The 21,381-nt window shown below is 64.6% G+C and carries 18 protein-coding genes and 1 tRNA gene; 5 read left to right on the forward strand and 14 right to left on the reverse strand.

The window, feature by feature from the left end; genetic code table 11:
* Positions 1-62 precede the first annotated feature (62 nt).
* Genes ACEQXE_RS01325 through ftsE form a run of 4 tightly spaced genes read right to left on the reverse strand, consistent with a single transcriptional unit; the run spans position 63 to position 2,923 of the window.
* On the reverse strand, positions 63-734 hold the full coding sequence (locus ACEQXE_RS01325) for a lysophospholipid acyltransferase family protein (RefSeq protein ID WP_370177087.1): 672 nt from the start codon (positions 732-734) through the stop codon (positions 63-65).
* Between the two features lies 1 nt (position 735).
* Complete coding sequence (locus ACEQXE_RS01330; RefSeq protein ID WP_370177088.1) at positions 736-1,266, reverse strand: YdcF family protein; 531 nt, start codon at positions 1,264-1,266, stop codon at positions 736-738.
* On the reverse strand, positions 1,263-2,192 hold the full coding sequence (locus ACEQXE_RS01335) for a cell division protein FtsX (RefSeq protein WP_370177089.1): 930 nt from the start codon (positions 2,190-2,192) through the stop codon (positions 1,263-1,265). The genes ACEQXE_RS01330 and ACEQXE_RS01335 overlap by 4 nt, the downstream gene beginning before the upstream one ends.
* A complete protein-coding gene (gene ftsE, locus ACEQXE_RS01340; protein WP_370177090.1) occupies positions 2,189-2,923 on the reverse strand; it encodes a cell division ATP-binding protein FtsE in 735 nt (244 codons plus the stop codon). The genes ACEQXE_RS01335 and ftsE overlap by 4 nt, the downstream gene beginning before the upstream one ends.
* A 151-nt stretch (positions 2,924-3,074) precedes the next feature.
* Here ftsE and ACEQXE_RS01345 point away from each other — a divergent pair, with 151 nt between their 5' ends.
* Both ACEQXE_RS01345 and ACEQXE_RS01350 read left to right on the forward strand, forming a co-directional pair.
* On the forward strand, positions 3,075-3,788 hold the full coding sequence (locus tag ACEQXE_RS01345) for a zinc-ribbon domain-containing protein (protein WP_370177091.1): 714 nt from the start codon (positions 3,075-3,077) through the stop codon (positions 3,786-3,788).
* Positions 3,789-3,925: 137 nt separating this feature from the next.
* Positions 3,926-4,012 (forward strand) — tRNA-Leu (locus ACEQXE_RS01350).
* A 59-nt stretch (positions 4,013-4,071) separates the two neighbouring features.
* Here the strand turns inward: ACEQXE_RS01350 and ACEQXE_RS01355 are convergent.
* The 7 genes from ACEQXE_RS01355 to ACEQXE_RS01385 are packed head-to-tail and all read right to left on the reverse strand — an operon-like array spanning position 4,072 to position 11,162.
* Complete coding sequence (locus tag ACEQXE_RS01355; protein WP_370177092.1) at positions 4,072-5,685, reverse strand: sulfate adenylyltransferase subunit 1; 1,614 nt, start codon at positions 5,683-5,685, stop codon at positions 4,072-4,074.
* The gene (cysD, locus tag ACEQXE_RS01360) at positions 5,685-6,587 is read right to left on the reverse strand and encodes a sulfate adenylyltransferase subunit CysD (RefSeq protein WP_370177093.1); all 903 of its coding nucleotides are present in this window, start codon (positions 6,585-6,587) and stop codon (positions 5,685-5,687) included. The genes ACEQXE_RS01355 and cysD overlap by 1 nt, the downstream gene beginning before the upstream one ends.
* The gene (gene cysG / locus ACEQXE_RS01365) at positions 6,584-8,011 is read right to left on the reverse strand and encodes a siroheme synthase CysG (protein WP_370177094.1); all 1,428 of its coding nucleotides are present in this window, start codon (positions 8,009-8,011) and stop codon (positions 6,584-6,586) included. Before cysG ends, cysD begins: the two co-directional genes overlap by 4 nt.
* Positions 8,008-8,730: a phosphoadenylyl-sulfate reductase gene (locus ACEQXE_RS01370; RefSeq protein WP_370177095.1), complete on the reverse strand. Its 723-nt coding sequence runs from the start codon at positions 8,728-8,730 to the stop codon at positions 8,008-8,010. Before ACEQXE_RS01370 ends, cysG begins: the two co-directional genes overlap by 4 nt.
* The gene (locus ACEQXE_RS01375; protein ID WP_370177096.1) at positions 8,727-9,194 is read right to left on the reverse strand and encodes a DUF934 domain-containing protein; all 468 of its coding nucleotides are present in this window, start codon (positions 9,192-9,194) and stop codon (positions 8,727-8,729) included. Before ACEQXE_RS01375 ends, ACEQXE_RS01370 begins: the two co-directional genes overlap by 4 nt.
* Positions 9,181-10,860: a nitrite/sulfite reductase gene (locus ACEQXE_RS01380; RefSeq protein ID WP_370177097.1), complete on the reverse strand. Its 1,680-nt coding sequence runs from the start codon at positions 10,858-10,860 to the stop codon at positions 9,181-9,183. Before ACEQXE_RS01380 ends, ACEQXE_RS01375 begins: the two co-directional genes overlap by 14 nt.
* The gene (locus ACEQXE_RS01385; RefSeq protein ID WP_370177098.1) at positions 10,860-11,162 is read right to left on the reverse strand and encodes a DUF2849 domain-containing protein; all 303 of its coding nucleotides are present in this window, start codon (positions 11,160-11,162) and stop codon (positions 10,860-10,862) included. Before ACEQXE_RS01385 ends, ACEQXE_RS01380 begins: the two co-directional genes overlap by 1 nt.
* 115 nt (positions 11,163-11,277) lie before the next feature.
* Between ACEQXE_RS01385 and ACEQXE_RS01390 the strand changes: the two genes are divergently transcribed.
* Positions 11,278-11,727 carry an Lrp/AsnC family transcriptional regulator gene (locus tag ACEQXE_RS01390; protein WP_370177099.1) on the forward strand — a complete coding sequence of 150 codons (450 nt, stop codon included), beginning with the start codon at positions 11,278-11,280 and terminating at the stop codon, positions 11,725-11,727.
* A gap of 12 nt (positions 11,728-11,739) precedes the next feature.
* Here ACEQXE_RS01390 and ACEQXE_RS01395 read toward each other — a convergent pair whose 3' ends face one another.
* The gene (locus ACEQXE_RS01395) at positions 11,740-14,523 is read right to left on the reverse strand and encodes a phosphoenolpyruvate carboxylase (protein WP_370177100.1); all 2,784 of its coding nucleotides are present in this window, start codon (positions 14,521-14,523) and stop codon (positions 11,740-11,742) included.
* Positions 14,524-14,642: 119 nt separating this feature from the next.
* Positions 14,643-16,145 carry a glycerol-3-phosphate dehydrogenase gene (glpD, locus tag ACEQXE_RS01400; RefSeq protein ID WP_370177101.1) on the reverse strand — a complete coding sequence of 501 codons (1,503 nt, stop codon included), beginning with the start codon at positions 16,143-16,145 and terminating at the stop codon, positions 14,643-14,645.
* Between the two features lie 240 nt (positions 16,146-16,385).
* Between glpD and ACEQXE_RS01405 the strand changes: the two genes are divergently transcribed.
* On the forward strand, positions 16,386-18,917 hold the full coding sequence (locus ACEQXE_RS01405) for a glycoside hydrolase family 3 N-terminal domain-containing protein (RefSeq protein WP_370177102.1): 2,532 nt from the start codon (positions 16,386-16,388) through the stop codon (positions 18,915-18,917).
* Between the two features lie 63 nt (positions 18,918-18,980).
* Here ACEQXE_RS01405 and gluP read toward each other — a convergent pair whose 3' ends face one another.
* The gene (gluP, locus tag ACEQXE_RS01410; RefSeq protein ID WP_370177103.1) at positions 18,981-20,249 is read right to left on the reverse strand and encodes a glucose/galactose MFS transporter; all 1,269 of its coding nucleotides are present in this window, start codon (positions 20,247-20,249) and stop codon (positions 18,981-18,983) included.
* Positions 20,250-20,350: 101 nt separating this feature from the next.
* Between gluP and ACEQXE_RS01415 the strand changes: the two genes are divergently transcribed.
* The gene (locus ACEQXE_RS01415; RefSeq protein WP_370177104.1) at positions 20,351-21,376 is read left to right on the forward strand and encodes a glycoside hydrolase family 5 protein; all 1,026 of its coding nucleotides are present in this window, start codon (positions 20,351-20,353) and stop codon (positions 21,374-21,376) included.
* Positions 21,377-21,381 lie beyond the last annotated feature (5 nt).

Below are 21,381 nucleotides of genomic sequence, written 5' to 3' on the forward strand. Positions count from 1 at the left end.
GCAATGATCCCATCAGGCTATGGTGGCTGGGTGGGGAGGCGGGGCGGGTGGTCTGCAGCGAACTACGGCTGCAGCGCGTTGATGCCTTCCTGGACCCGCGCCTCGATCTCGCTGCGCGGCAGGCCCGCCGGGATCGCCTCGCCAAACCGGTAGGTGATCTGGCCCCGCCGCTTGATCAGGCCGCGATAGAGCGGCCCGCTGTTCACCGCGACCGGCACCACCGGAAGGCCGAGCAACTTGTAGAGGCCTGCAAAGCCCGAGACGATTGCGCCTTCCTCACCATGCGGCGTGCGCGTGCCTTCCGGGAAGATCAGGAAGGGTCGCCCCTCTTCCTTGGCCACCTTCGCCGCGCGCATCAGGCTGCGCAGTGCCTTGGCGCCTTCGTCGCGCGCAACCGGGATCAGCCCGTACTTGGTCGCCGCGCTCCCCCAGATCGGGATCCTGAACAGTTCCTGCTTGGCAAAGATCACCGGCTCTTCGAAAACGCACGCTGCATCGATCGCTTCGAAGAAGCTTTCGTGCCGCATGGCATAAAGCGCGGGGCCATCGACCGGCCCGCCTTCCTGGATTATACGGATGCTCAGCAGGTGGTGCACGCTCCAGCGGTGCAGCTTGGTCCACGCTCCGGCTACGCGGCGAATACCGCGCCTTCCCTGCAGTGGCACCAGCAGCAGCAGGGGCAATGTCCCGAGATAGAAAACGCCATAGAAGGCGAGGCTGCGGATCAGGTTCATCCTACGAAAACAGCGGGCCCACGCTGCGGCTCACCAGCCATTTGTGATACTCGACGAACAGCATCCAGAAGCTCGGCTCGCTGCGCACCGCATCCTCGATCAGCTTCACGTCGCCGGGCAGTTCGCGCCGCAATTCCGCCGCCGCACGGCGCATGTGCCAGTCGCTGGTGACGAGCCGCAGGCTCTTGACCCCGTTTGCCTCGGTCCATTCGCGGGTTTCCTGCGCATTGCCGCGCGTATCGGTCGCTGCGAAACCCAGCGTGACGCAGCATTCCATCACCTTGTCGGGAACCTTGAATTCCTCCGCAAACTCGGCGGGCTTCACTTCCGGGTCGACCCCCGTCACCAACAGGGTATCGGCGCTGTCGGTCTGGACGACTTCGAGCCCGCGACCGATGCGCCCGGCAGAGCCGGTCGGCACGATCACCGCGTCGGTCCGCTCCATCGGCGCAGGTTCGGGCAGCCACCCGGCGAACCAGACGAAGCCGAGCAGCCACGCAAGCAGCGCCAACAATCCGATACGCCAGATCACAACATCGTCCGAACCGCTGCCAACACAGTGAAGCGCGCGGTCAACACCGCCAGCGCCACCCCGAAGATGGGGATCAGTGCAATCAGTCTCCAGTCCAGCCAGTCCAGACCAGCGCTGGCGATCATTCCGCTGTCGAGAGCGGAGAACTGGTAGCCCAGGCCCAGAACCGCCGCGAGCCCCAGCAACAGCCCAACGATCCCGCCGAGGATGGAATCGAACAGCACCGCACGCTGGAACAGTTGCGCAATCTGCCCATCGGTGCCGCCCAGCAGGTGGACGATCGCGATCGTCTCGCGGTTATTGCCCAACGCACTGCGCGCCGCGAGGAACACGGCTGCCGCGCTCGTCACCGCCAGCAGCAGCACCAGTGCGAGCGCAAGGTACTGAAGCGATGTAAGCGCGCTGAACACCGGTTGCAGCCAGGATGATTGCGCATCGACCCGCGCATCGGGCGCGACATCGGCCAGTCTTTGTCGCAATTGCTCGATTGCTTGCGGATTTGCCTCTCCGCCCAGCCGCACGTCGATCAGCGCGGGCACGGGCACGCTTTCCGCATCGCCCGCCCCGCCCAGCCAGGGTTCGAGCAGGGCGTCGAGTTCTTCCTGCGGGACCAGACGGCTCTGCGCGACGATATCCATCGTCTGCAAAGCCTCCTGTGCCGCCGCTGCCTGCTCGGCGCGGCCTGCTGGATCTGCCTCCAGGATCTGCACGGTCGCGCCGCCCGACAGTTCGGATTGTGCACCACCCGCAAGGTTGCCGAGCGACAGCCCGGCCCCGGCCGCCAGCACAGTCAGCGCGACCATGATGGCAAGCACCCACGGCATTGGCCCGGCGAGCCGCGCCTGCGGAATCAGCGCACGCGCCTTGGCACCATCGAAGGTCGACTGGCCGGAACGCGCGGCATCGGTAATCGGTGGCTTGCTCATCGATGCGTCTCGTCACCGGCATGCCTGCGCGGCGGGTAGCGCAAGGCGCCCGTCGGGTCCGCGAGACGTCCCTTGTCGAGCCGCATGATCATCGAACTGCGTACGTTCTGCAGCAGGTGCACATCGTGCGTCGCCACAATCACCGTGGTGCCGAGGCGATTGAGCGATTCGAACAGCCGCATCAGCTTCAGCGCCATGTCGGGGTCGACATTGCCCGTCGGCTCGTCGGCCAGCAGCATATCGGGCCGCCCGATAACCGCGCGGGCAATCGCCGCGCGCTGCTTTTCGCCGCCCGAAAGCGTCTCGGGCCGCGCCTCGGCCCTGTGCGCCAGCCCCACCCAGTCAAGCATGTCAGAAACCGGCTGCACCAGTTCGCTCTCATCCACTCCCGCGATCCGCAGCGGCAGCGCGACATTGTCGAACGCGGACAGGTGATCGACCAGCCGGAAGTCCTGAAAGACGACGCCCAGCCGCCGCCGGAACCCCGGCAGGCGCGAGCGCGGCATGGTGATGACATCGCTGCCGAACATGCGGATGATCCCGCGCGAGGGCCGCTGCGCGAGGTACAGCAGCTTGAGCAGGCTGGTCTTGCCCGCGCCGCTGGCCCCGGTCAGAAAATAGAAACTGCCCGGCCACAGCGAGAAGCTGACATCGGTCAGGATCTCCTTGCCGGTGCCATAGCGCAGCCCCACGTTATCGAAGAACGCGACTTCGCCGTCACCACCTGACATGGTGTTGCCTCATGCTGTCCGGACCCGTCCCGTGGTTAACACAAGGCGGGATATAGGGTGCATTGCGTGTGGACAAAAGGCGCAAAACCTGCCCGTCCACCACCGGGGCGCTTGCCTCTGCATGCTTGCAAGGCGTAATGGAAATGACACTATGATCCTCGCCTGTCCTGCCTGCGACACACGCTATGCCGTGCCCGACAGCGCCATTGGGGCGGAAGGACGCACGGTACGCTGTGCGCGATGCCGCCACAGCTGGTTCCAGGAAGGCAGCACACTCGACCTCGAAACGCTGGAAAAGGACGGTTCGGCCAAGGCCGAAGCCGCACCCACGCCGCGCCAACCGTGGCACGATGTGCCACCCATTGCCGATGAAGAGGATCGTGAGCCGGCAGCGGATACTCGCTCGCAATTCGCCGCCGAACCCCCATTCAAGCCACGCCGCAACCCGGTGAAAATGTGGGGCATGGCCGCCAGCCTGTTCGCGATGATCTCCGTCGGGACGATTGCGGCGGTCAGCTATGCCGGCCTGCCCGACTGGGTACCGGTCAGCCGCCCGACCTTCGCCACGAACGAGCCCGACCTGGTGCTGGAATTCCCGGCCAACCAGCAGGACCGGCGGACCCTGCCCGATGGCAGCGAATATTTCGGCGTCGCGGGCGAGATCAAGAATGTCGGGCGCGAGACCAAGGCTGTCCCGCCCGTGCTGATCGTCCTTTACGATTCGCGCAATCGCAAGGTCTATAACTGGGAGATCCTGCCGCGGCAGGGCCGCCTGCAGCCGGGCGAGTCGCTTGATATCAACGAGGCGATCACCGACCTGCCGAAATCGGCCAAGTTTGCCGAGATCGGCTGGAGCCCTTCCTGAGCCTTTCGAGGGCTTTCTGAAACCTGTTGTAAAGGCGCTTGCGGGGTGCGTGCACCCCTGCTAGGGCGCCGCTTCCTCACGGGGACTGGCCAATGCGCCAATCCCTGAATGCAGCCCGGAAACACGCGGGCATGTGTGCGGTCGTGGCGGAACTGGTAGACGCGCAACGTTGAGGTCGTTGTGGCCGCAAGGCCGTGGAAGTTCGAGTCTTCTCGACCGCACCAAACCCTTCATCATCGGGTCAATTCGGGCAAGCACATAAGGGGCTGCCCGCACTCGCGCTTCAAATCACCCAGTCGGGTGCGATGGCGCTCGCTTGTGAGACATCGCGCGCATCGCTGCCTTCGGGCCGCGGCGATGCGGTCGCAACCACCACGGTCGCCCCGCTGCGTGCAGCCAGTGTCGCCACGGCATAGGCGCGTGCGCCCCATTCGGCAGAGCCGCGGTCCAGCCCCGTACACACGCTTTCCTGCAAGTCCCCGTCATCGAAGGCCATCACGCGATTACCGCTGGCGGAGAGCCCCGCGACGATCCGTGACAATTCATGCGCGGAGTCTTCAACTCCTCCGGCATCGAACCACACGATGTCGGCCTCAGGGCCGTTCCGCAAACCGGACTGAGCGCTATCCAATGCACCGATCATGCCCGCCGCGACAGTCGCTTGCGTTTCCTTGTCGAGCAGGATGAACGCGCCGAACAGGCTGCCTGCCTTATAGGGCTCGACCGGCAATTCTCCCGTCGTTTCGAGCGAGACGGTCCGCATCGCGTTCAGCGCAAGCTCCTGCCCGCCGTCGGGGAGGTCCACCCGCACCGCTATCGAGCGCGTAGCAGACTTCAGCACATAGTCGCGCGTCGGGCTGAAGCTTTGTTCGGACAGCCACACCAGTTCCGATGTCATGCGCGTGGCCAGTGGCAAGGGTTTGTCGGCAGATGCGATCACATCCCCACGCGAACAATCGACCTCGTCGGACAGAACGAGCACCACGGCCTGGTTCGCACCCGCGCTTTCAAGGTCTCCGTCCATCGTCACGATACGTGCGATGGTGCTGGCATGCCCGCTCGGCTGCACGAGAATGCGGTCGCCAACGGCTATGCTGCCCGATGCGATGGTGCCTGCGAAGCCGCGAAAACCTTCATCCGGGCGCAGCGCCAATTGCACAGCCATGCGGAACGGTTCTTTTGCCCGCTTTGACCGCAGCCCCGTGGGCACGGTTTCCAGCAGGCTGAGCAGCGCGGGCCCATCGTACCAGGGCATCGCGCTGGACGAAGACGCGACATTGGCGCCGGTCAGTGCGGAGAGCGGCACGGCATCGAAGTGCTCGATCCCCTCTTCCCTGGCGAAAGCTGCAAAGGCGCCGACCACCTCGTCGAAGGCGTCCTGCAGAAGGCGCACACGGTCCATCTTGTTGACCGCCAGCACCATGCCCGAAACGCCCAGCAGCTTGAGCACGCGCGCGTGGCGCCGGGTCTGTTCGGTCAGCCCCTGCCGCGCATCCACCAACAGCACGCCATAGTCGGCCTGCGAGGCGCCGGTGACCATGTTGCGCGTATATTGTTCGTGCCCCGGCGCATCGATCACGATGAACTTGCGGCTCTCCGTCGCAAAATAGCGATACGCGATGTCGATGGTGATGCCCTGCTCACGCTCAGCCGACAGGCCATCGACCAGCAACGCGAGATCGAGCGAGTTGCCCTGCGTACCGAAGCGACGGCTTTCGGCGGCGAGCATTTCCAGCTGATCGGTTGGCACGCTGTTGGTTTCGTACAGCATCCGCCCGATCAGCGTGGACTTGCCGTCATCTACGCTGCCGCACGTGATGAAGCGCAACAGGTCTTTTTCGAGCGGGGGAGCGGCGCGCGTTTCGGCCTGCGCGCTGGCTGCGACGGACCCATGCATCAGAAGTATCCTTCGCGCTTCTTGCGCTCCATCGAGTCGAAACTGTCACGGTCGATCGCGCGGCCCTGCCGTTCGGAAACCTTGGTAGCCAGCGTCTCGGCAACCACCGCCTCCAGCGTATCGGCGCGGCTTTCGACGGCCCCGGTCAGCGGGTAGCAACCCAGCGTGCGGAAGCGCACCCAGCGCTCTTCCGGTACCTCGCCATCGCGCAGCGGGAAGCGATCGTCATCGACCATCAGCAGCATGCCATCGCGCTCCACCACCGGGCGCGGAGCCGCGAAATAGAGCGGTACGATGGGAATGTTCTCGGCAGCGATATATTGCCAGATGTCGGCTTCGGTCCAGTTGGAGAGCGGGAAGGCTCGGATCGTTTCGCCCGGTGCCTTGCGCGCGTTGTAGAGGTTCCACAGCTCGGGCCGCTGGCGGCGCGGGTCCCAACGGTGCCCTGCGGTGCGCACGCTGATGACACGCTCCTTCGCGCGGCTCTTGTCCTCGTCGCGGCGGGCGCCGGCGAAGCTGGCATCGAACTTGTGGAGGTCAAGCGCCTGCCGCAGCCCCTGCGATTTCCACATGTCGGTGTGTAGCGGGCCGTGGTCGAACGGGTTGATCCCGCGCTCCTTGGCCTCAGGGTTCTGGTGGATGAGCAGTTCGACGCCGTACTTCTCCGCAATCGTATCGCGAAATTCGTACATTGCGCGGAATTTCCAAGTCGTGTCGACGTGCAGCAGCGGAAACGGGACCGGCGCCGGGAAGAAGGCCTTGCGCGCCAGATGCAGCAGCACGGCGGAATCCTTGCCCACCGAATAGAGCATCACCGGATTTTCGCTCTCCGCGACGACTTCGCGGAAGATATGGATGCTCTCCGCTTCGAGCATCTGCAGATGGCTGAGCGGCGCGGTCATGCGGCATTCCCGATGATTTCGCGCACGGCCTCGCGCGTGACCTGGCCGATAAAGACCAGCACGGGCGCACCTTCCGGCAATGTGGCTGCACGCTGGGGCAAGGCGGCGAGCGAGCCGCGCACCTCGGTCTGCTCAGGCAGGGTCGCGGATGCAATGGCGAGCGCGGGAGTCAGCGGATCGAGCCCTGCGCCAATGGCGCGGCTGGCGAATTCGGCCAGTGTCGCGCGCGGCATGTAGATCGCCGTGGTTACGTGCGGGTCCGCAATAGCCTGCCAGTCGATATCCTCGGGCAAGGCGCCCGCCATCGAATGGCCGGTAACGAATTGCACGCGGCGGGCATGCTCGCGTTCGGTGAGCGAGAAGCCCAGCGCGGCGGCGGCCCCCTGCGCGGCAGTGATGCCGGGGATGATCGCCACGGGCACCCCGGCGGTGCGGCAGGCCTCCAGTTCTTCGGTCGCGCGGCCGAAGATCAGCGGATCGCCACCTTTCAGGCGCACCACCCGCTCGCCTGCCTGGGCGAGCCGCACCAGCTCTGCATCGATATCGCGCTGGCTGACCGAGGGCCCGCGTCCACGCTTGCCAACGGAAATGCGATGCGCTTCGCGCCGGGCGAGTTCCAGCACCTCGGACGACACCAGATCGTCGTAGAGGATCACGCTCGCGCCCTGCAGAGCGCGCACGGCTTTCAGGGTCAGGAGCTCCGGATCGCCCGGGCCTGCGCCCACCATGGTCACGCTGCCGCCGGTTTCGCCTTCGTCCTTCAACAGGTGGGTAAAATCGCGGGTCGTCGGGCTGTGTTCGGGTGCGCTCCAAGCTGCGGCAGTAAACCGCTCCCAGAAGCGCCGACGCGCCTTGGCATCGGGCACGCGGGCCTTGAGCGTCGTGCGCCAGCGCTGGGCGGCGGCGGCCCAGCCTGCAAACCCGTTGGGCAGCACGGCTTCGATCCGGCTGCGAATCGACTGGCCCAGCATGGGCGCCGCACCATCGGTCGAGATGCCGATCACCACGGGTGAGCGGTTGACGATCGATCCGATCTGGAAGTCGCACAAGGTGGGCTTGTCGACCACGTTGACCGGCACCTTCGCAGCACGCGCAGTAGCGGCGAAGGCCTCTCCATCGGAATGATCGAGATCGCCGATGGCCAGCGCGAGCCCGTCGAAGTCGGTCGGCAGCCAGTCGCGTAGTTCCAGAGTGACGGGGCCATCGACCGGGTTTTCGACGAGGCCCGTCCACCGCTCTGTACTGGCTTCGGGACCGGCAAGCACCAGCACATGCGCGCCCGCCGCGCTCATCAATTCCGCCTTCCAGCGCGAACCATCGGTATCGCCCGCCACCAGCACGCGCCTGCCATCCAGCGCATGGAACAGTGGCAGCTTGGCAAGCGGCGCGATACGCGGCGGAGTCCTTGTCGGCTTGCGGCTCATTGCACGGCCTCCTTTGCGCGGACGAACTTGCCGTCGGCATCGACATGCAGCCCGCATTCCTTCGCGTCGTCCTGCTCCCACCACCAGCGACCCGCGCGTTCCGGTTCGCCGGGCTTCACAGCGCGGGTACACGGCTCGCAGCCTATCGAGGGGTAGCCCTGCGCATGGAGCGCGTTGACCGGCACGCCATTGGTCTCGCAGAAACGTGCCACATCCTCGCGCGACCAATCGTGCAGCGGCGCGGCCTTCGCCAGGCCGCGGCCGGTGTCGAACTCGATTGCCATCACATCGCCCCGCGCTTGCGACTGGTCCGCCCGAAGGCCTGTGACCCACGCTTCGGCGCCCGCAAGCGCGCGCTTGAGTGGTTCGACCTTGCGCACGCCGCAGCAGGCAAGCCGCGCGTCCTTCGTGTGATAGAAGCCGTTCGCGCCCCAATCGTCGAGCAGCGCGGCAAGCGCCTGCGGATCGGGATGGAAGGATCGGATGCGCAGGCCGTAGCGCTGCTCCGTCTCCGCCCAGACCGCGTGCGTTTCCGAATAGAGACGGCCCGTGTCGAGCGTCACGATCTCGATATCGTGCCCGCCCTCGCGGATCATGTGCGTGATCGCCTGATCCTCCAGCCCAAAACTGGTCGTGAAGACGATGCGACCCGCCACCGAGCGGCGCAGCGATGCCAGCCGTTCTTGCGGGGTCGTGCCGGAGAAGTCGGGCAGGCTCATGCCGCGCCCCTTTCCGCCTTACGGGCTTGGGCTCTCCTGGCGAAGATTCCGTCCGGGCCCACGTAAGTGCGCGTGATGGTGGCCGCGGCGGCGCGCCATTGCTCCAGCGGCTGACGGGCAAGATGTTCTTCGGTGATCTCTACCTGGTCGATTCCGCAGGCGAGTGCGAAGGCGAACTGATCGGGGATCAGCGGGCCGACCACGCGGATCGTCCCGCGATAGCCGCGCTGGCGCAGCGTCTCGGCTAGGCTGAAGATGCGCCCGTTGCCGGTCTTCTCGAATGTGATCGCGATCAGGTCCGCCCGCGATGCACCGCGCGCCAGAGACTCGCCATCGGCCTCCGCCGGGACTTGCACCCCGATCCGGTCGCCCGGTCCACGGTCGCAGAGCACGCTATCCAGAGCATCCAGCTCCACGAACGTGGCCTCATCCTGAGTCAGTCCCTTGGCATCAAGCAGAGGCATCGGCGGCCTCCTGTTTTGCTACGAGCGCGGGCTTGAAAGGGTCGGGTCCGGTGCGTTTCAGCACATCCAGGAAATGCTCCTGCGGGCCTTCGCGCAGATCGAGGTAGGTATCGACAATCGCCTCGATTGCACCGGGCACGGCTTCGGCATCGATGCCGGGCCCCAGCCGCTCGCCCAGAGCGGTGGCGTTGCCCGGATCACCGCCCAGCGTGATCTGGTAGTTTTCGCGCCCGGCACGCTCCAGCCCCAGAATGCCGATATTGCCGACATGGTGGTGCCCGCAGGCATTGATGCAGCCCGAAATCTTTATGCTGAGCTTGCCGATCGCCGCCTGCCGTGCAGGGTCCGCGAACACGCGCTGGATATCCTCGGCAATCGGGATCGAACGCGCCGTGGCGAGCGCGCAGTAATCCATGCCGGGGCATGCGATAATATCGGTAATGAGCGCCGCGTTGGGCTCTGCCAGTCCGGCCTCCAGCAGCCGTTCGAAAATGGCAGGCACATCGTCGAGGCGGATATGCGGCAGGACCACATTCTGCATGTGGGTGACGCGCAGTTCGTCGTGCGAGAATTGCTCGGCCAGGTCGGCGAGCACGCGCATCTGGTCTGCGGTCGCGTCTCCAGGCGGCTTGCCGATAGGCTTCATCGATACGATCAGCGCCGCGTGGCCGCGAACCTTGTGGGGTACGAGGTTATGCTGCGCAAACAGCTCCAGCGCGGGGTCGGCATTGCGCGCGTCTGACAGCACTGCCGAAGGTTCCTCGCGTTCATCCAGTGCGGGCGGCGCAAAGTATTCTGCGATGCGGGAAAGCTCGGCCTGCGCCACTTCCGGCCCGCCGCGTTCCATCACGCGGAATTCTTCTTCCACTTGCGCGGTGAATTCGGCGGCGCCCAGCTCGTGCACCAGGATCTTGATGCGGGCCTTGTACTTATTGTCGCGACGACCGTGGCGGTTGTATACGCGCAACACCGCTTCGAGGTAATCGAGCAGTTCTTCGCGCGGCACAAAATCGCGCACGGTCTTGCCGACCATCGGCGTGCGGCCAAGCCCGCCGCCCACGATCACGCGATACCCGACCTCGCCCGCATCATTTGCGACGATCCGGATGCCGATATCGTGCACGTTCACCGCCGCGCGATCTTCCTCCGCGCCCGTCACCGCGATCTTGAACTTGCGCGGCAGGAATTCGAATTCGGGGTGCAGCGTCGACCATTGGCGGATCAGCTCGGCAGTCGGGCGCGGGTCCTCGATCTCGTCGGCGGCGACGCCTGCCAGATGGTCGGCGGTGACGTTGCGGATGCAGTTGCCCGAGGTCTGGATGGCATGCATCCCGACGTCGGCGAGCATCGCCAGGATGTCCGGCACGTCGACCAGTTTCAGCCAGTTATACTGCAGGTTCTGCCGCGTGGTGAAATGCCCGTATCCGCGATCGTACTTGTCGGCGATCTCCGCGAGCTGGCGCATCTGCGCGGAGTTGAGAGTGCCATAGGGCACAGCAACGCGCAGCATATAGGCGTGCAACTGCAGGTAGAGCCCGTTCATCAGGCGCAGCGGCTTGAACTCGTCTTCGCTCAGCGACCCATCGAGGCGGCGCGCGACCTGCCCGCGAAACTGATCGACCCGCTCGCGCACCAGCTGCTCGTCGAATTCGTCGTAGCGATACATCAGGCTTCCCCGCCGAATGAGATGGTCGGGCCCGAGGATCGGATCTGTTCGCGGTAGTGAGCCGCCACCGGTTCCCCGCCCTCGCCTTTCGCAGCCGAAACGAGATAAGCGTCGACAACAGTTCCCGCGCTATCCGCCGCGACCCGTTCGAAACCGCGCGCGGTAGGCTCATCTTCCGCCAGCACGGCATCGGCGAGGCGCAGGACCCAGCCCTCGCCGTCGAAATAGACGACATCCCCACTGCGAAGATCGTTCGCAGTCAGGACGACGGGCAGGCGCGGCAATTTGGAAGATTTTTCCATCCGCGCGATATAGCGCGAACCGCATTGCGCCCCAATGCAGGGATTGCAATAACATGCGCTCTGCTGGAATATCTGCTAATTGAGCATATTTTTCTAATTCGAGGCAATCAGACGCATGGATTCAACTGACCGGGCGATCTTGCGGCTCTTGCAGGAGGACGCCTCGCGCCCCGTCACTGAAATCGCGGAGCGGGTGAACCTGTCGCAAACGCCGACATGGCGCCGCATCCAGAAGCTGGAGGAAGCGGGCGTAATCGCCAGACGCGTGGCGTTGCTCGACCCAGCGAAAATCGGGCAGGACATCAGCGTGTTCGTCGACGTCGAAGCTGCCGACCACTCCCCGGAATGGCTGGACTCTTTCGCGCGTGCCGTAACCGCCATGCCGCAGGTAATGGAGGTCTACCGCATGGCGGGCGAGGTCGATTACACCATCCGCATATCGGTCGGCTCGATGGCCGATTTCGACGCGTTCTACCGTGCGCTGATCGAGGCTGTCCCGCTCAAGAACGTAACCTCGCGCTTTGCCATGGAGCGAATCAAATACACTACTGCCTACTCGCTGTAGGCTGGCGCCACGTCAGCCGTGTGCGCCGAACTGGTTGGCTATGGCGGTGGAGATGCGCAGGCACAGGCCGTAGGCGCGCTCGATCGGCTCGATGTAATCGCGCCGGATCGCGGCATAGCCCTCGCCCTCGCCCTGAGGATAGTCGCCCGGCTCGGCCACAGGGAAATCGCTCTTGCGCGCCATGTCTGCCGGATACGCGCGGCGAAGCTGCGCCAGCGCATCGTCCACCCGCAAGGAGAACACCATTTCCAGCACGTCTGTGCGGCTGATGTCGTTTGCGCGGCTGAACGCAGGGACCGAGACGACCTTCAGGAACATGTGCTGTAGTAGTGCGAGGCGCAGCGCCTGCAACGCGCCGATTGTGCGACGAACCTCCTCACGCTCGGGATCGTGCGCCTCTTCAGGCAACAGGTCGAGCACCCGGTGAAACTTCAGCGCATCGACCCGCAGCCGCGATGCCAGCCGCCGGAACACGCCCGTGCGATCGTCCCCGATCAGGTATTCGGCCAGTGCCTCGCAGGATCGTGCGAGGTGGTCCTCCGTCCCGCGGTAGGTGCGGCTTGCCCAATAGGCGGAGTTGAACAGTTCGCCATGTGCGGCGACCGTCTTGATACTGGCCAATGAGTCCGATGCACGCGCCAGCCGCATGATCTGCCGCCCGCGCGGGCTGTCGTTAAGCAGGGTGGCGATATCCTCATAATTCCCGCTCGCCGCACTGCCGAGCCCTGCGATGATATTCACCGGGTAGCCGAGCTGCTGCAGGATCGCGTTGTGCGGGATTGCGCGGATCTGGCGCAGGCTCATCTCGCGCTCTGCATTCAGGTCCGACTGGCGGCGTGACTTGCGACTGCCCGTCTGGTTCAGCAGCCCCAGCCCGAAGCTGGTAATCGCGCGCGAATAGGTGCGGCTTTCCAGATGGTGGCGCTGGTGATCCTTGATCGCGCGGTAGAAATCGAGGCTCAGGTCGGTGCGGCGGTAGAACGGATCGGTGGGAGCATCGGGATCGCCGATTTCGGGTGTCAGCGCGGCAATCTGCGTCAGCGTCGCGAGCGCCAGTTCCGGCCCTGCGAAGAACAGGTAGCCATCGCCGCCCTGAAAGCTCGCTTCGGCTTCCAGCCTGATTCCTGCACGCGCGAAACGGCGGCGCGCCCACGGGCTGAGCGGCCATTCCAGCCGGTCCGAGAAGCTGGCAGGATGCGCCCCGCGCCCCATGCCCTCGCCATGCGTGTTGAAGACCAGCGCTGCGACATCGGTCAGGTCATTATTGGCCATCGCTTCCGCGAGGCGGCCCTGCAGCCTTTCGATTGCGAGACTTGCAGGCACCTGTCCGACAAAGCGGCCGGCATCGGAAAAACCGGTCTGGATCGCGATCCGGCCACGCCGCTTTGCGTAATCCTTGTAAGCCCTCTCGGCGAGCAGGGCGTCGAGAAAACGCCCGCCATGTTCAAGCGCGCTCTCGGTTTCGAACAGGGGCGAGATATCGATCCGCTCCTCGATCCCGAACAGTTTCGCGAAATAGAGCGCGGCCAGCATGGTCGCAGGCTGTTCGCACTCGGCAACCAGCATGCGGATCGGCGCATCTGCGTCGATATGCTTGAGGATGTGCGCCATTGCGAGAAACTGGCGGACTGCCGTGCTGCTTTCCACCGCAAGGCTGGCAAGGTTGGATCGCTGCGGCTGCGCCTTGGCCAGCAGGTCGCGCAGCGCGGCCATCGCGCCCCGGCTGGACAGGTCGATTTCGGGATCGTCGAGTTCGCGCCGGATCGCGTTGTGCAGCTGCTTCGCGTTCACGCGGAAATGGATCCAGCCCATGCCCAACCCATCGGCCCGCATCGCGGCGGTGAGAGTGCGCAGGGCAACCGCCTGCCCGGGCTCCGCATTGCGCGCGTCCGCTTCCAGCCGGTCGATAATCGGCTCCAGGGTCAGGATCTTGTCGTCCGCCCCTTCCGACATGCGATCGGCCACTGCGGTAAAGTCCGCCGGGTCCGAAACATCCTCAGAAAGACGCTCGGCCAGTTCCTGCGCTCGCTTCTGCGCTGCCAGAACCGGGGCGAGCAGTTTGTGCGAGGGGTCTATCGCTTCCAGCGAGCGGACGTAGCGCGCGAGCCGCTGCGCCTTCTCCGCCAGCCGGAAGGCAATCGAATTCATCCATGTAATGTCCGTGCGCCCGTCCATGTCGTAACCGACCCAGGTGGCAAAGCGGAACGGCAGCGGATCGAGCTCGTGCCAACGGTCGGGCCATTTCTCCTGTGCTGCGCGCAGTACCGCAGCTACGATGCTGTCGCGCGCATCCTGTGCGTGGGCCATCGCGGACATCGCGCATTCGTGCTCGTAGCGAAGCGTGATCTCGGGTTCGATCGCGTCCTTTGCCGACGGCGGCGTATCGCCCGTAAGTGCGCCCTCTGCGACTGCCGCCGATTGCGCGGGTGTCAGCAGGAAAGTCGGGTGCGCAGTGAACACCGCATGCATGCGCGGGTGGGACCAAGCCTCACGGAAAGCATCGAAATCCTCGCCCGTGTTGCGCGCAAGGTCGGTCAGGCGGGATCGGCGCGTTTCGGGGTCGATCAGTCGGCGCAGGCGCGCGGCACGCGCATCCAGCGAACGCTCGACCAGCCCATCGACCAGCCCTTCGATGCCATCCAGCGTCATCTCGCCGCTTTCCAGCGCGCGCGACAGATCGTGCGACAGCTGGAAAACGGGGTTGAAAAGCGGCGTCTCACGGGTCCGCTGATGAAGCGACTGTAGCCGCGCGGTGAGATCTTGAAGGTCCGCCAGTACGGGCTGTTCGCTCATCATTGTCCCCATTCCACGCTTCCTGAACGACTTCGGCGGGCTGGAGGTCCCAAGTCAAGGAAAGCCGGCGCGGTGCAGCGCGCATTCGTCTGCATTGCACGCGGCAGGGTCAGCTGGCGGTCTCAGCCCGTGTCTGCGCGACCCTTCAGGTACGTATCCAGGGCATCGACCTGTTTCGGATCGAGCCGCAGGCCCAGCTTGGTGCGCCGCCAGAGAACGTCGTCCACCGTGACAGCCCACTCATTGGCGACCAGGTGATCGACCTCGCGCTGCGTCAGGCCATGTCCGAAATCGATGCCGCACTCTGCGAGGCTGTCTGCACCAGCAAAGATTTCCAGTGCGGTCGTGCCATAGGCATGCACCAGCCGCGTATGCGTTCGCTGGTCCAGAAACGGCGTGCGCCCGGCAAGCTGCCCGATGAGCGCACTCGCTCCATCCTGGGCGAAGTTCCCGCCCGGTAGCGGCTCATCTCCGGTCCACGCATCGGGGTGCGGGAACTCCTGCCGCGTCGCGAGCATGTCCACCGCCTCTTCCCCGAGGTGGCGATAGACCGTCAGCTTGCCGCCGAACACATTGAGCAGCGGTGCACCGCGCGAGGCGTCCGACAGTTCGAGCCGATAGCCGCGCGTCGCCGCCTCCGGCTTATCCGACCCATCGTCGATCAGGGGCCGCACCCCAGCGTAAGACCAGACCACATCGTCCGGCGTGATCGCTTTCTCGAAGAATCGGCTCGCGCCCTCGCACAGATAGGCGATCTCCTCCTCGCTCGCCCGCACATCCTCCAGCGATCCCGCATGATCCGCGTCCGTGGTGCCGATCAGCGTGAAATCCTCCTCGTAAGGAATCGCGAAGAAGATCCGCCCGTCGGGTAGCTGGAAGAAGTAGGCGAAGAGATGGTCGAACAGGGCGGCCACCACGATATGCGATCCGCGCACCAGCCGCATCCGGCTGTCGTCCTCCACATGACCTGCTTCGAGCACGTCGAGCACTCCGGGACCCGCTGCGTTGACCAGCGCGCGAGCACGGTACCTCTTGCCCCCAGCGTCGACACGCCAGCCATCGCCTTCTCGCGCAAAGCCCGTGACCCGCGATCGTGTGCGAATATCGGCCCCGCGATTGGCGGCATCGCGCGCATTGAGCACCACCAGCCGCGCATCGTCCGCCCAGCAATCGGAGTAGACGAATGCCTTCTGGAATTCGGACTTCAGGGGTTTGCCCGCCGGGTGATCCCGCAAGGCGATGGACAAGGTCGCGGGCAGCTTCCTGCGGCCCCCGATATGATCGTAGAGGAACAGGCCCAGCCGCAGCAGCCAGCGCGGACGCAAGCCATCGACATAGGGCAGCACGAAACGCATGGGCCAGATGACATGCGGCGCGATGCCCCACAGGCGTTCGCGTTCACCCAATGCCTCGCGCACCAGGCCGAATTCGTAATGCTCCAGATAGCGTAGCCCGCCGTGGATCAGCTTCGACGAGGCAGACGAAGTCCCGCTGGCCAGGTCGTTTGCCTCCAGCAGAAGCACCTTCGCACCCCGGCCAGCTGCGTCGCGCGCGATTCCGCATCCATTGATGCCACCGCCGATGACGGCGATGTCGTAAATATGGAGGTTGTCTAAAGCGGTCATGTCGGTCGCATCATCTTGGCCATGCCTGTGGAGCGAAAGCAAGCCGGAGGGTCGGAAACACCGTAATGGTAGCGCTATCTTCAATAGTTGAGAGATCGATTAGCGATGGGCGATGTCAAATGGCACGTCCCCTGCGGCGGTGATACTTTTAACGAATTCGTACTTGCCCCATCGCGATTTTCACGAAATGATACCGCTCACATTTAGTATCGCATCACAGAATGCGCAGGGAGAGGGACAATGTTGGACTGGACACGGGTCGGCAGCACGATCGGCTTGGCGCTTGCGATTACGGCATGCACTGCGACAACGGATGAAGGCCTGTCCACCAGCGTGGCACAGCCCCAGCCGCAGCCAGCCGAAGTGGCCGGCAAGGGTATAGCCAATCCGGAAATCTGGCCAGCCTACGAATATCCGGTGGCGGTCCCGGCGGAAGATCGCACGATGATCGCCGACCTGCTTTCCCGCATGACCCTGGAGGAGAAGATCGGCCAGCTGGTTCAGGCAGACCTTTGCTGCGTCACCCCAGAGGACGTGAAGACCTATAATCTCGGCTCGATCCTGGTGGGTGGCAACAGCGGCCCCAACGGCAACGATCTCTCCCCCGCGCCCGACTGGCTCGAAGCGGCGGACGCCTTTTACCTCGCTTCGGTCGACAAGAGTGACGGCGGACTTGGTATCCCGATCGTGTGGGGAACGGACGCTGTCCACGGCCACGCGAATATCATCGGCGCGACGGTCTTCCCGCACAATATCGGCCTCGGCGCGATGCGCGATCCCGACCTGGTCGAGAAGATCGGCGCGGTGACGGCCAAGGAAATCCGTGTGACCGGGCAGGAATGGACTTTCGCGCCCACCGTCGCGGTGCCGCAGGATTTCCGCTGGGGCCGCGCTTACGAAGGCTACTCCTCGGATCCGGAGCTGGTCGCCTCCTATGTCGGCGCGATGGTGCGCGGGTTGCAGGGCCCGCCCAGCAACGATAACCTTCTCGCCGGACCCTACGTCATCGCATCGACCAAGCACTTCCTTGCTGACGGGGGCACGGATAACGGGGTCGACCAGGGCGATTCCTCGATCAGCGAAGAAGACCTTCGCGACATCCATGGGGCCCCCTATGGCCCCGCCATCGCCGAGGGTGTGTCGACCGTCATGGTCAGCTTCTCCAGCTGGCAGGGCAAGAAGATGACCGGCAACAAGTCGCTTGTCACCGGCGTGCTGAAAGACCGGATGGATTTCGGCGGTTTCGTGGTGTCCGACTGGAACGCGCACGGCCAGGTCGCCGGATGCACAAACGAAAGCTGCCCGCAGGCACTGATGGCGGGCGTCGACATGTATATGGCGCCCGACACATGGAAGCCGATCTATAACGACCTGCTGGCGCGGGCGAAGAGTGGCGAGCTGCCGATGAGCCGGGTCGACGAAGCCGTGACCAAGATCCTCGAAGTCAAGGCACGGCTCGGCCTGTTCGAGGCAGGCAAACCCTCCGCCCGGCCCTACTCGGGCGAGTATGAGTTGCTCGGCGCGCCGGAGCACCGGGCAGTTGCGCGCGAAGCCGTGCGCAAATCGCTGGTGCTGCTCAAGAACCAGGGCGTCTTGCCATTGAAGCCCGGCGGGCGCCTGCTGGTCGCGGGCGAAGGAGCAGACGATATTGCCCGCCAGTCGGGCGGATGGACGCTCAGCTGGCAGGGCACGGGGATCGACAACAGCCACTTCCCCGGTGCGACCTCGATCTGGTCGGGCCTGAAGCAGGCCGTCGAGGCGGGCGGCGGAAGCGCGCAGATGTCGCCCGACGGCAGTTTCACCACCCGGCCCGATGCGGCGGTCGTCGTGTTTGGCGAAACACCCTATGCGGAATTCCAGGGCGACCGCGCCGTGCTGGCGCTCGACCCCGAACTGACTGGCCCGTATGAAACCATGCGCAAGCTGAAGGCACAGGGTATCCCGGTGGTCGCGCTGATGATTACGGGGCGTCCGCTTTACGTGAACCCCGCGCTCAATGCCTCGGATGCCTTCGTGGTCGCGTGGCTGCCGGGCAGCGAAGGCGGTGGGATCGCAGACGTGCTGGTGGGCAACGATGCTGGAAGCCCTCGCCACGACTTCGTCGGCAAACTCCCGGCAGACTGGCCGCGCACAGTGGACATGGCCGATGGCGCCTTGTTCAAATTCGGCGACGGCCTGAGCTATTCCAGTCCGCAAACGGCCTACACCGCCCTGCCCGAACTGGACGCGACGCAGCTTGGTGGCGACAGCCGCCTGTGGTTCAGTGCCGGTGCGCCGGCGGCCCGATGGTCGCTGCTGGTCAATGGCGAAGGCACCGGCGAACAGACGCGCGTCACCACCGTTCCGGCCGAGGCGCTGGGCGGGCGCGTGCGCGTGACGGCGGAAAACTTTGTGGTGCAGGAAGGTGCGCGCCGCTTCTCCATCGATGGCGGCACGGCCAGCGTGGCCTTGCGCAATTTCGAGCCGGTTGACATCGACCGGGAAACCAATGCCGACATCCTGCTGCTTGCGACGATCAAGGTGTGGGACGCACCCGATTCCGCGATGCTCGGCGCAATGGGACCGGATAGCGAGGGGCTTGCCACCGTAACGCTTCCCGAGAGCAGTCGGTGGGTGCGCTACGGCATCCCGCTCAAGTGCCTGCGCACGAAGGGCGCGGACGTCACTTCGCTGACCGAGCCCTTCATGCTCACGACCACCGGCAAAGCGGACTACGCAATCGGCGAGGTGCGGCTGGGCACCGATGCCGAGGTCGTCCTGCCCTGTTCGTAAGGTGTTGTTCCTCGCCCTGGCTGCGGGGCGAGGAGCAACATCCGGTGTGTGCCAGGGTGCGCGCTAGTGCGCCGAAGCCGCTTCGGTTTCCCGAACCGGCTGCGCCCGGCCTGCCGTAAAGGCGAACAGGCACAGCAAGCCGTAGCACAGCGCCGGCACGATGAACGCGACCGTGTAGTTGCTTGCATCGGAGACCGAACCGACCAGCAGCGGAACCAGCGCGCCGCCGACGATGCCGGTGCACAGCATGGCTGAGGTCGCTTCTTCACTCGCACTCGACCGTTCGAGCGTCAGCGTGAAGATCACCGGGAACATGATCGAGTTGAACAGGCCGATTGCCAGGGCGACATAACCCGCGCTGACACCGCCGACCGTGAACACGTACAGGCACATCAGCGCGGCAATCGCGGTGAAGATGGTCAGCAGGCGGTGCGCCTTGAAAACGTACAGCAGCGCCGAACCGACGAGCCGGCCGACGAAGGCACCACCCCAGTAATAGGACACAAGCTTGCCCGCTTCCTCCAGGCTGATGCCCCAGGTGTTATCGCTGTTGAGGAACAGGGCCATCTGCGCGCCGATGGCCACTTCTGCACCGACGTAAAGAAAAATCGCGCCAGCGCCGATCAGCGCCCATTTCGACGAGATTGCTTCCGCGATCAGCTCGAAAATGTTCTTGCCCGACCCGATGACAGGCGCCGCATTGGCCACCGTCTTGCGGGCAAAGAAGAAGAACACGAACAGCAGGATCAGCAGGCCGCAAATCCAGAAATAGGCTGTATCGATCCCGAGCAGCGCGTTGTTGCGCACCTCTTCGGTCAGCGCGACGCCTTCCTCCACTTCGACCCCCTTCAGGAACAGAACCGAGCCGAGGAACGGCCCGATAATCGTGCCGAAGCTGTTGAGGGTCTGCGCCAGTGTCAGCCGGAAATGGCTCTTTTCCGGGTCACCCAGCGCGGCGGCCAGCGGGTTGGCCGCGACCTGCAGGATGGTGATCCCGCTCGCAAGCACGAACAGGCCGATTAGCACGAGGTTGTAGTTGGCGATATTCGCCGCGCCGAGCATGATCAGGCACGCGATCACCATCATCGCCAGCGCGACGAGGATCGAAGGCACCGCCCGCCATTTGGCGATGATCGCGGCGGCGGGAAAACTCACCACGCCATAGGCGATGAAGAACGCGAAGGCGGAAAGCATCGCCTGCCGGTCGTTCAGGGTGAAGATGCCCTTCACCGCCGCGACCAGTGGATCGATCAGGCTGGTGATGAACCCCCAGGCGAAGAACAGCGTCGTCACCGCGATAAATGCGGCCAGCACGCCGGACCGTTTTTCCATTATTTTCCCTCCCCAAGTGAGCGCTTTACCCGCGCCGCCTGACTATGATAGCGCTACCCATGAGCACCGATCAAGCAGATCGGGCCATGGGGAGATGCCGTATGAAACCATTTCTAACGATGGGCTTGTGCGCCCTGTCGCTTGTCACCACCAGCACGGTTTCGCTTGGCTCTAACCCAGATGTGAACGTTTCCACAAGCTTGCCGGTGGGCACCTGCATCAACATGGGCAACATGCTCGAAGCGCCAGAGGAAGGCAGCTGGGGCGGGAAAAGGATCGACGCAGAGGATTTCGCGCGCATCAAATCCGCCGGGTTCGAAACTGTGCGCATCCCGGTACGCTGGCACAACATGAGCTCGCAGACGCCGCCCTACGCGGTCGCGCCCGCATGGATGGACCGCGTGCAGGAAGTGGTCGACATGGCCCTCGCGGCCGATCTCAACGTGATCCTCAACAGCCACCATTTCGACCCGATCCACGAGGACCCGCTGGCGGTTTCGGAGTGGCATGGGGCGGTGTGGAAACAGATCGCGGATCGTTTTGCGGGTTACCCGGACGAGACGCTGTGGTTCGAACTGGAGAACGAACCGCACAAGAACTTTGACCATTCCAACCTGCTCGAAACGCTTGAACCGGCTTACAAGGCAGTACGGGCCAAGCATCCGACGCGCGCGATCATCTACGGTGGCGAGAACTGGAGCGGGATCGACTCGCTCGCCACCCTGCCGATGCCTGACGATCCGAATGTCCATCCGACGTTCCACTATTACGATCCCTTTGCGTTCACCCACCAGGGCGCAACCTGGGTAGGCCCCGATGCCCCGCCGGTCGGGCGCACCTTCCCGAGCGAGGCGGACCGGGTGCAACTGGAGAAGGATGTCGAGAAGATCCGCACCTATATCGCCCGTACCGGGAAGACCCCGTTCATGGGCGAATCGGGTGCCATTGATGGCCCCATCGCCACTGCCGATCGCGCGACTTACCACCGGACCGTACGCGAAGCCTTCGCGGCGACCGGCATCGGCATCTGCGTGTGGGCCTACGCCAACACTTTCCCTTTCTGGAATAGCGAAGACGACCAGTGGTTGCCCGGAATGCGCGCGGCCTTGGGCCTGCCCGAAGATTGAGCGCG

It is taken from the genome of Alteriqipengyuania sp., from assembly GCF_964222115.1.
GTDB lineage: Bacteria > Pseudomonadota > Alphaproteobacteria > Sphingomonadales > Sphingomonadaceae > Alteriqipengyuania.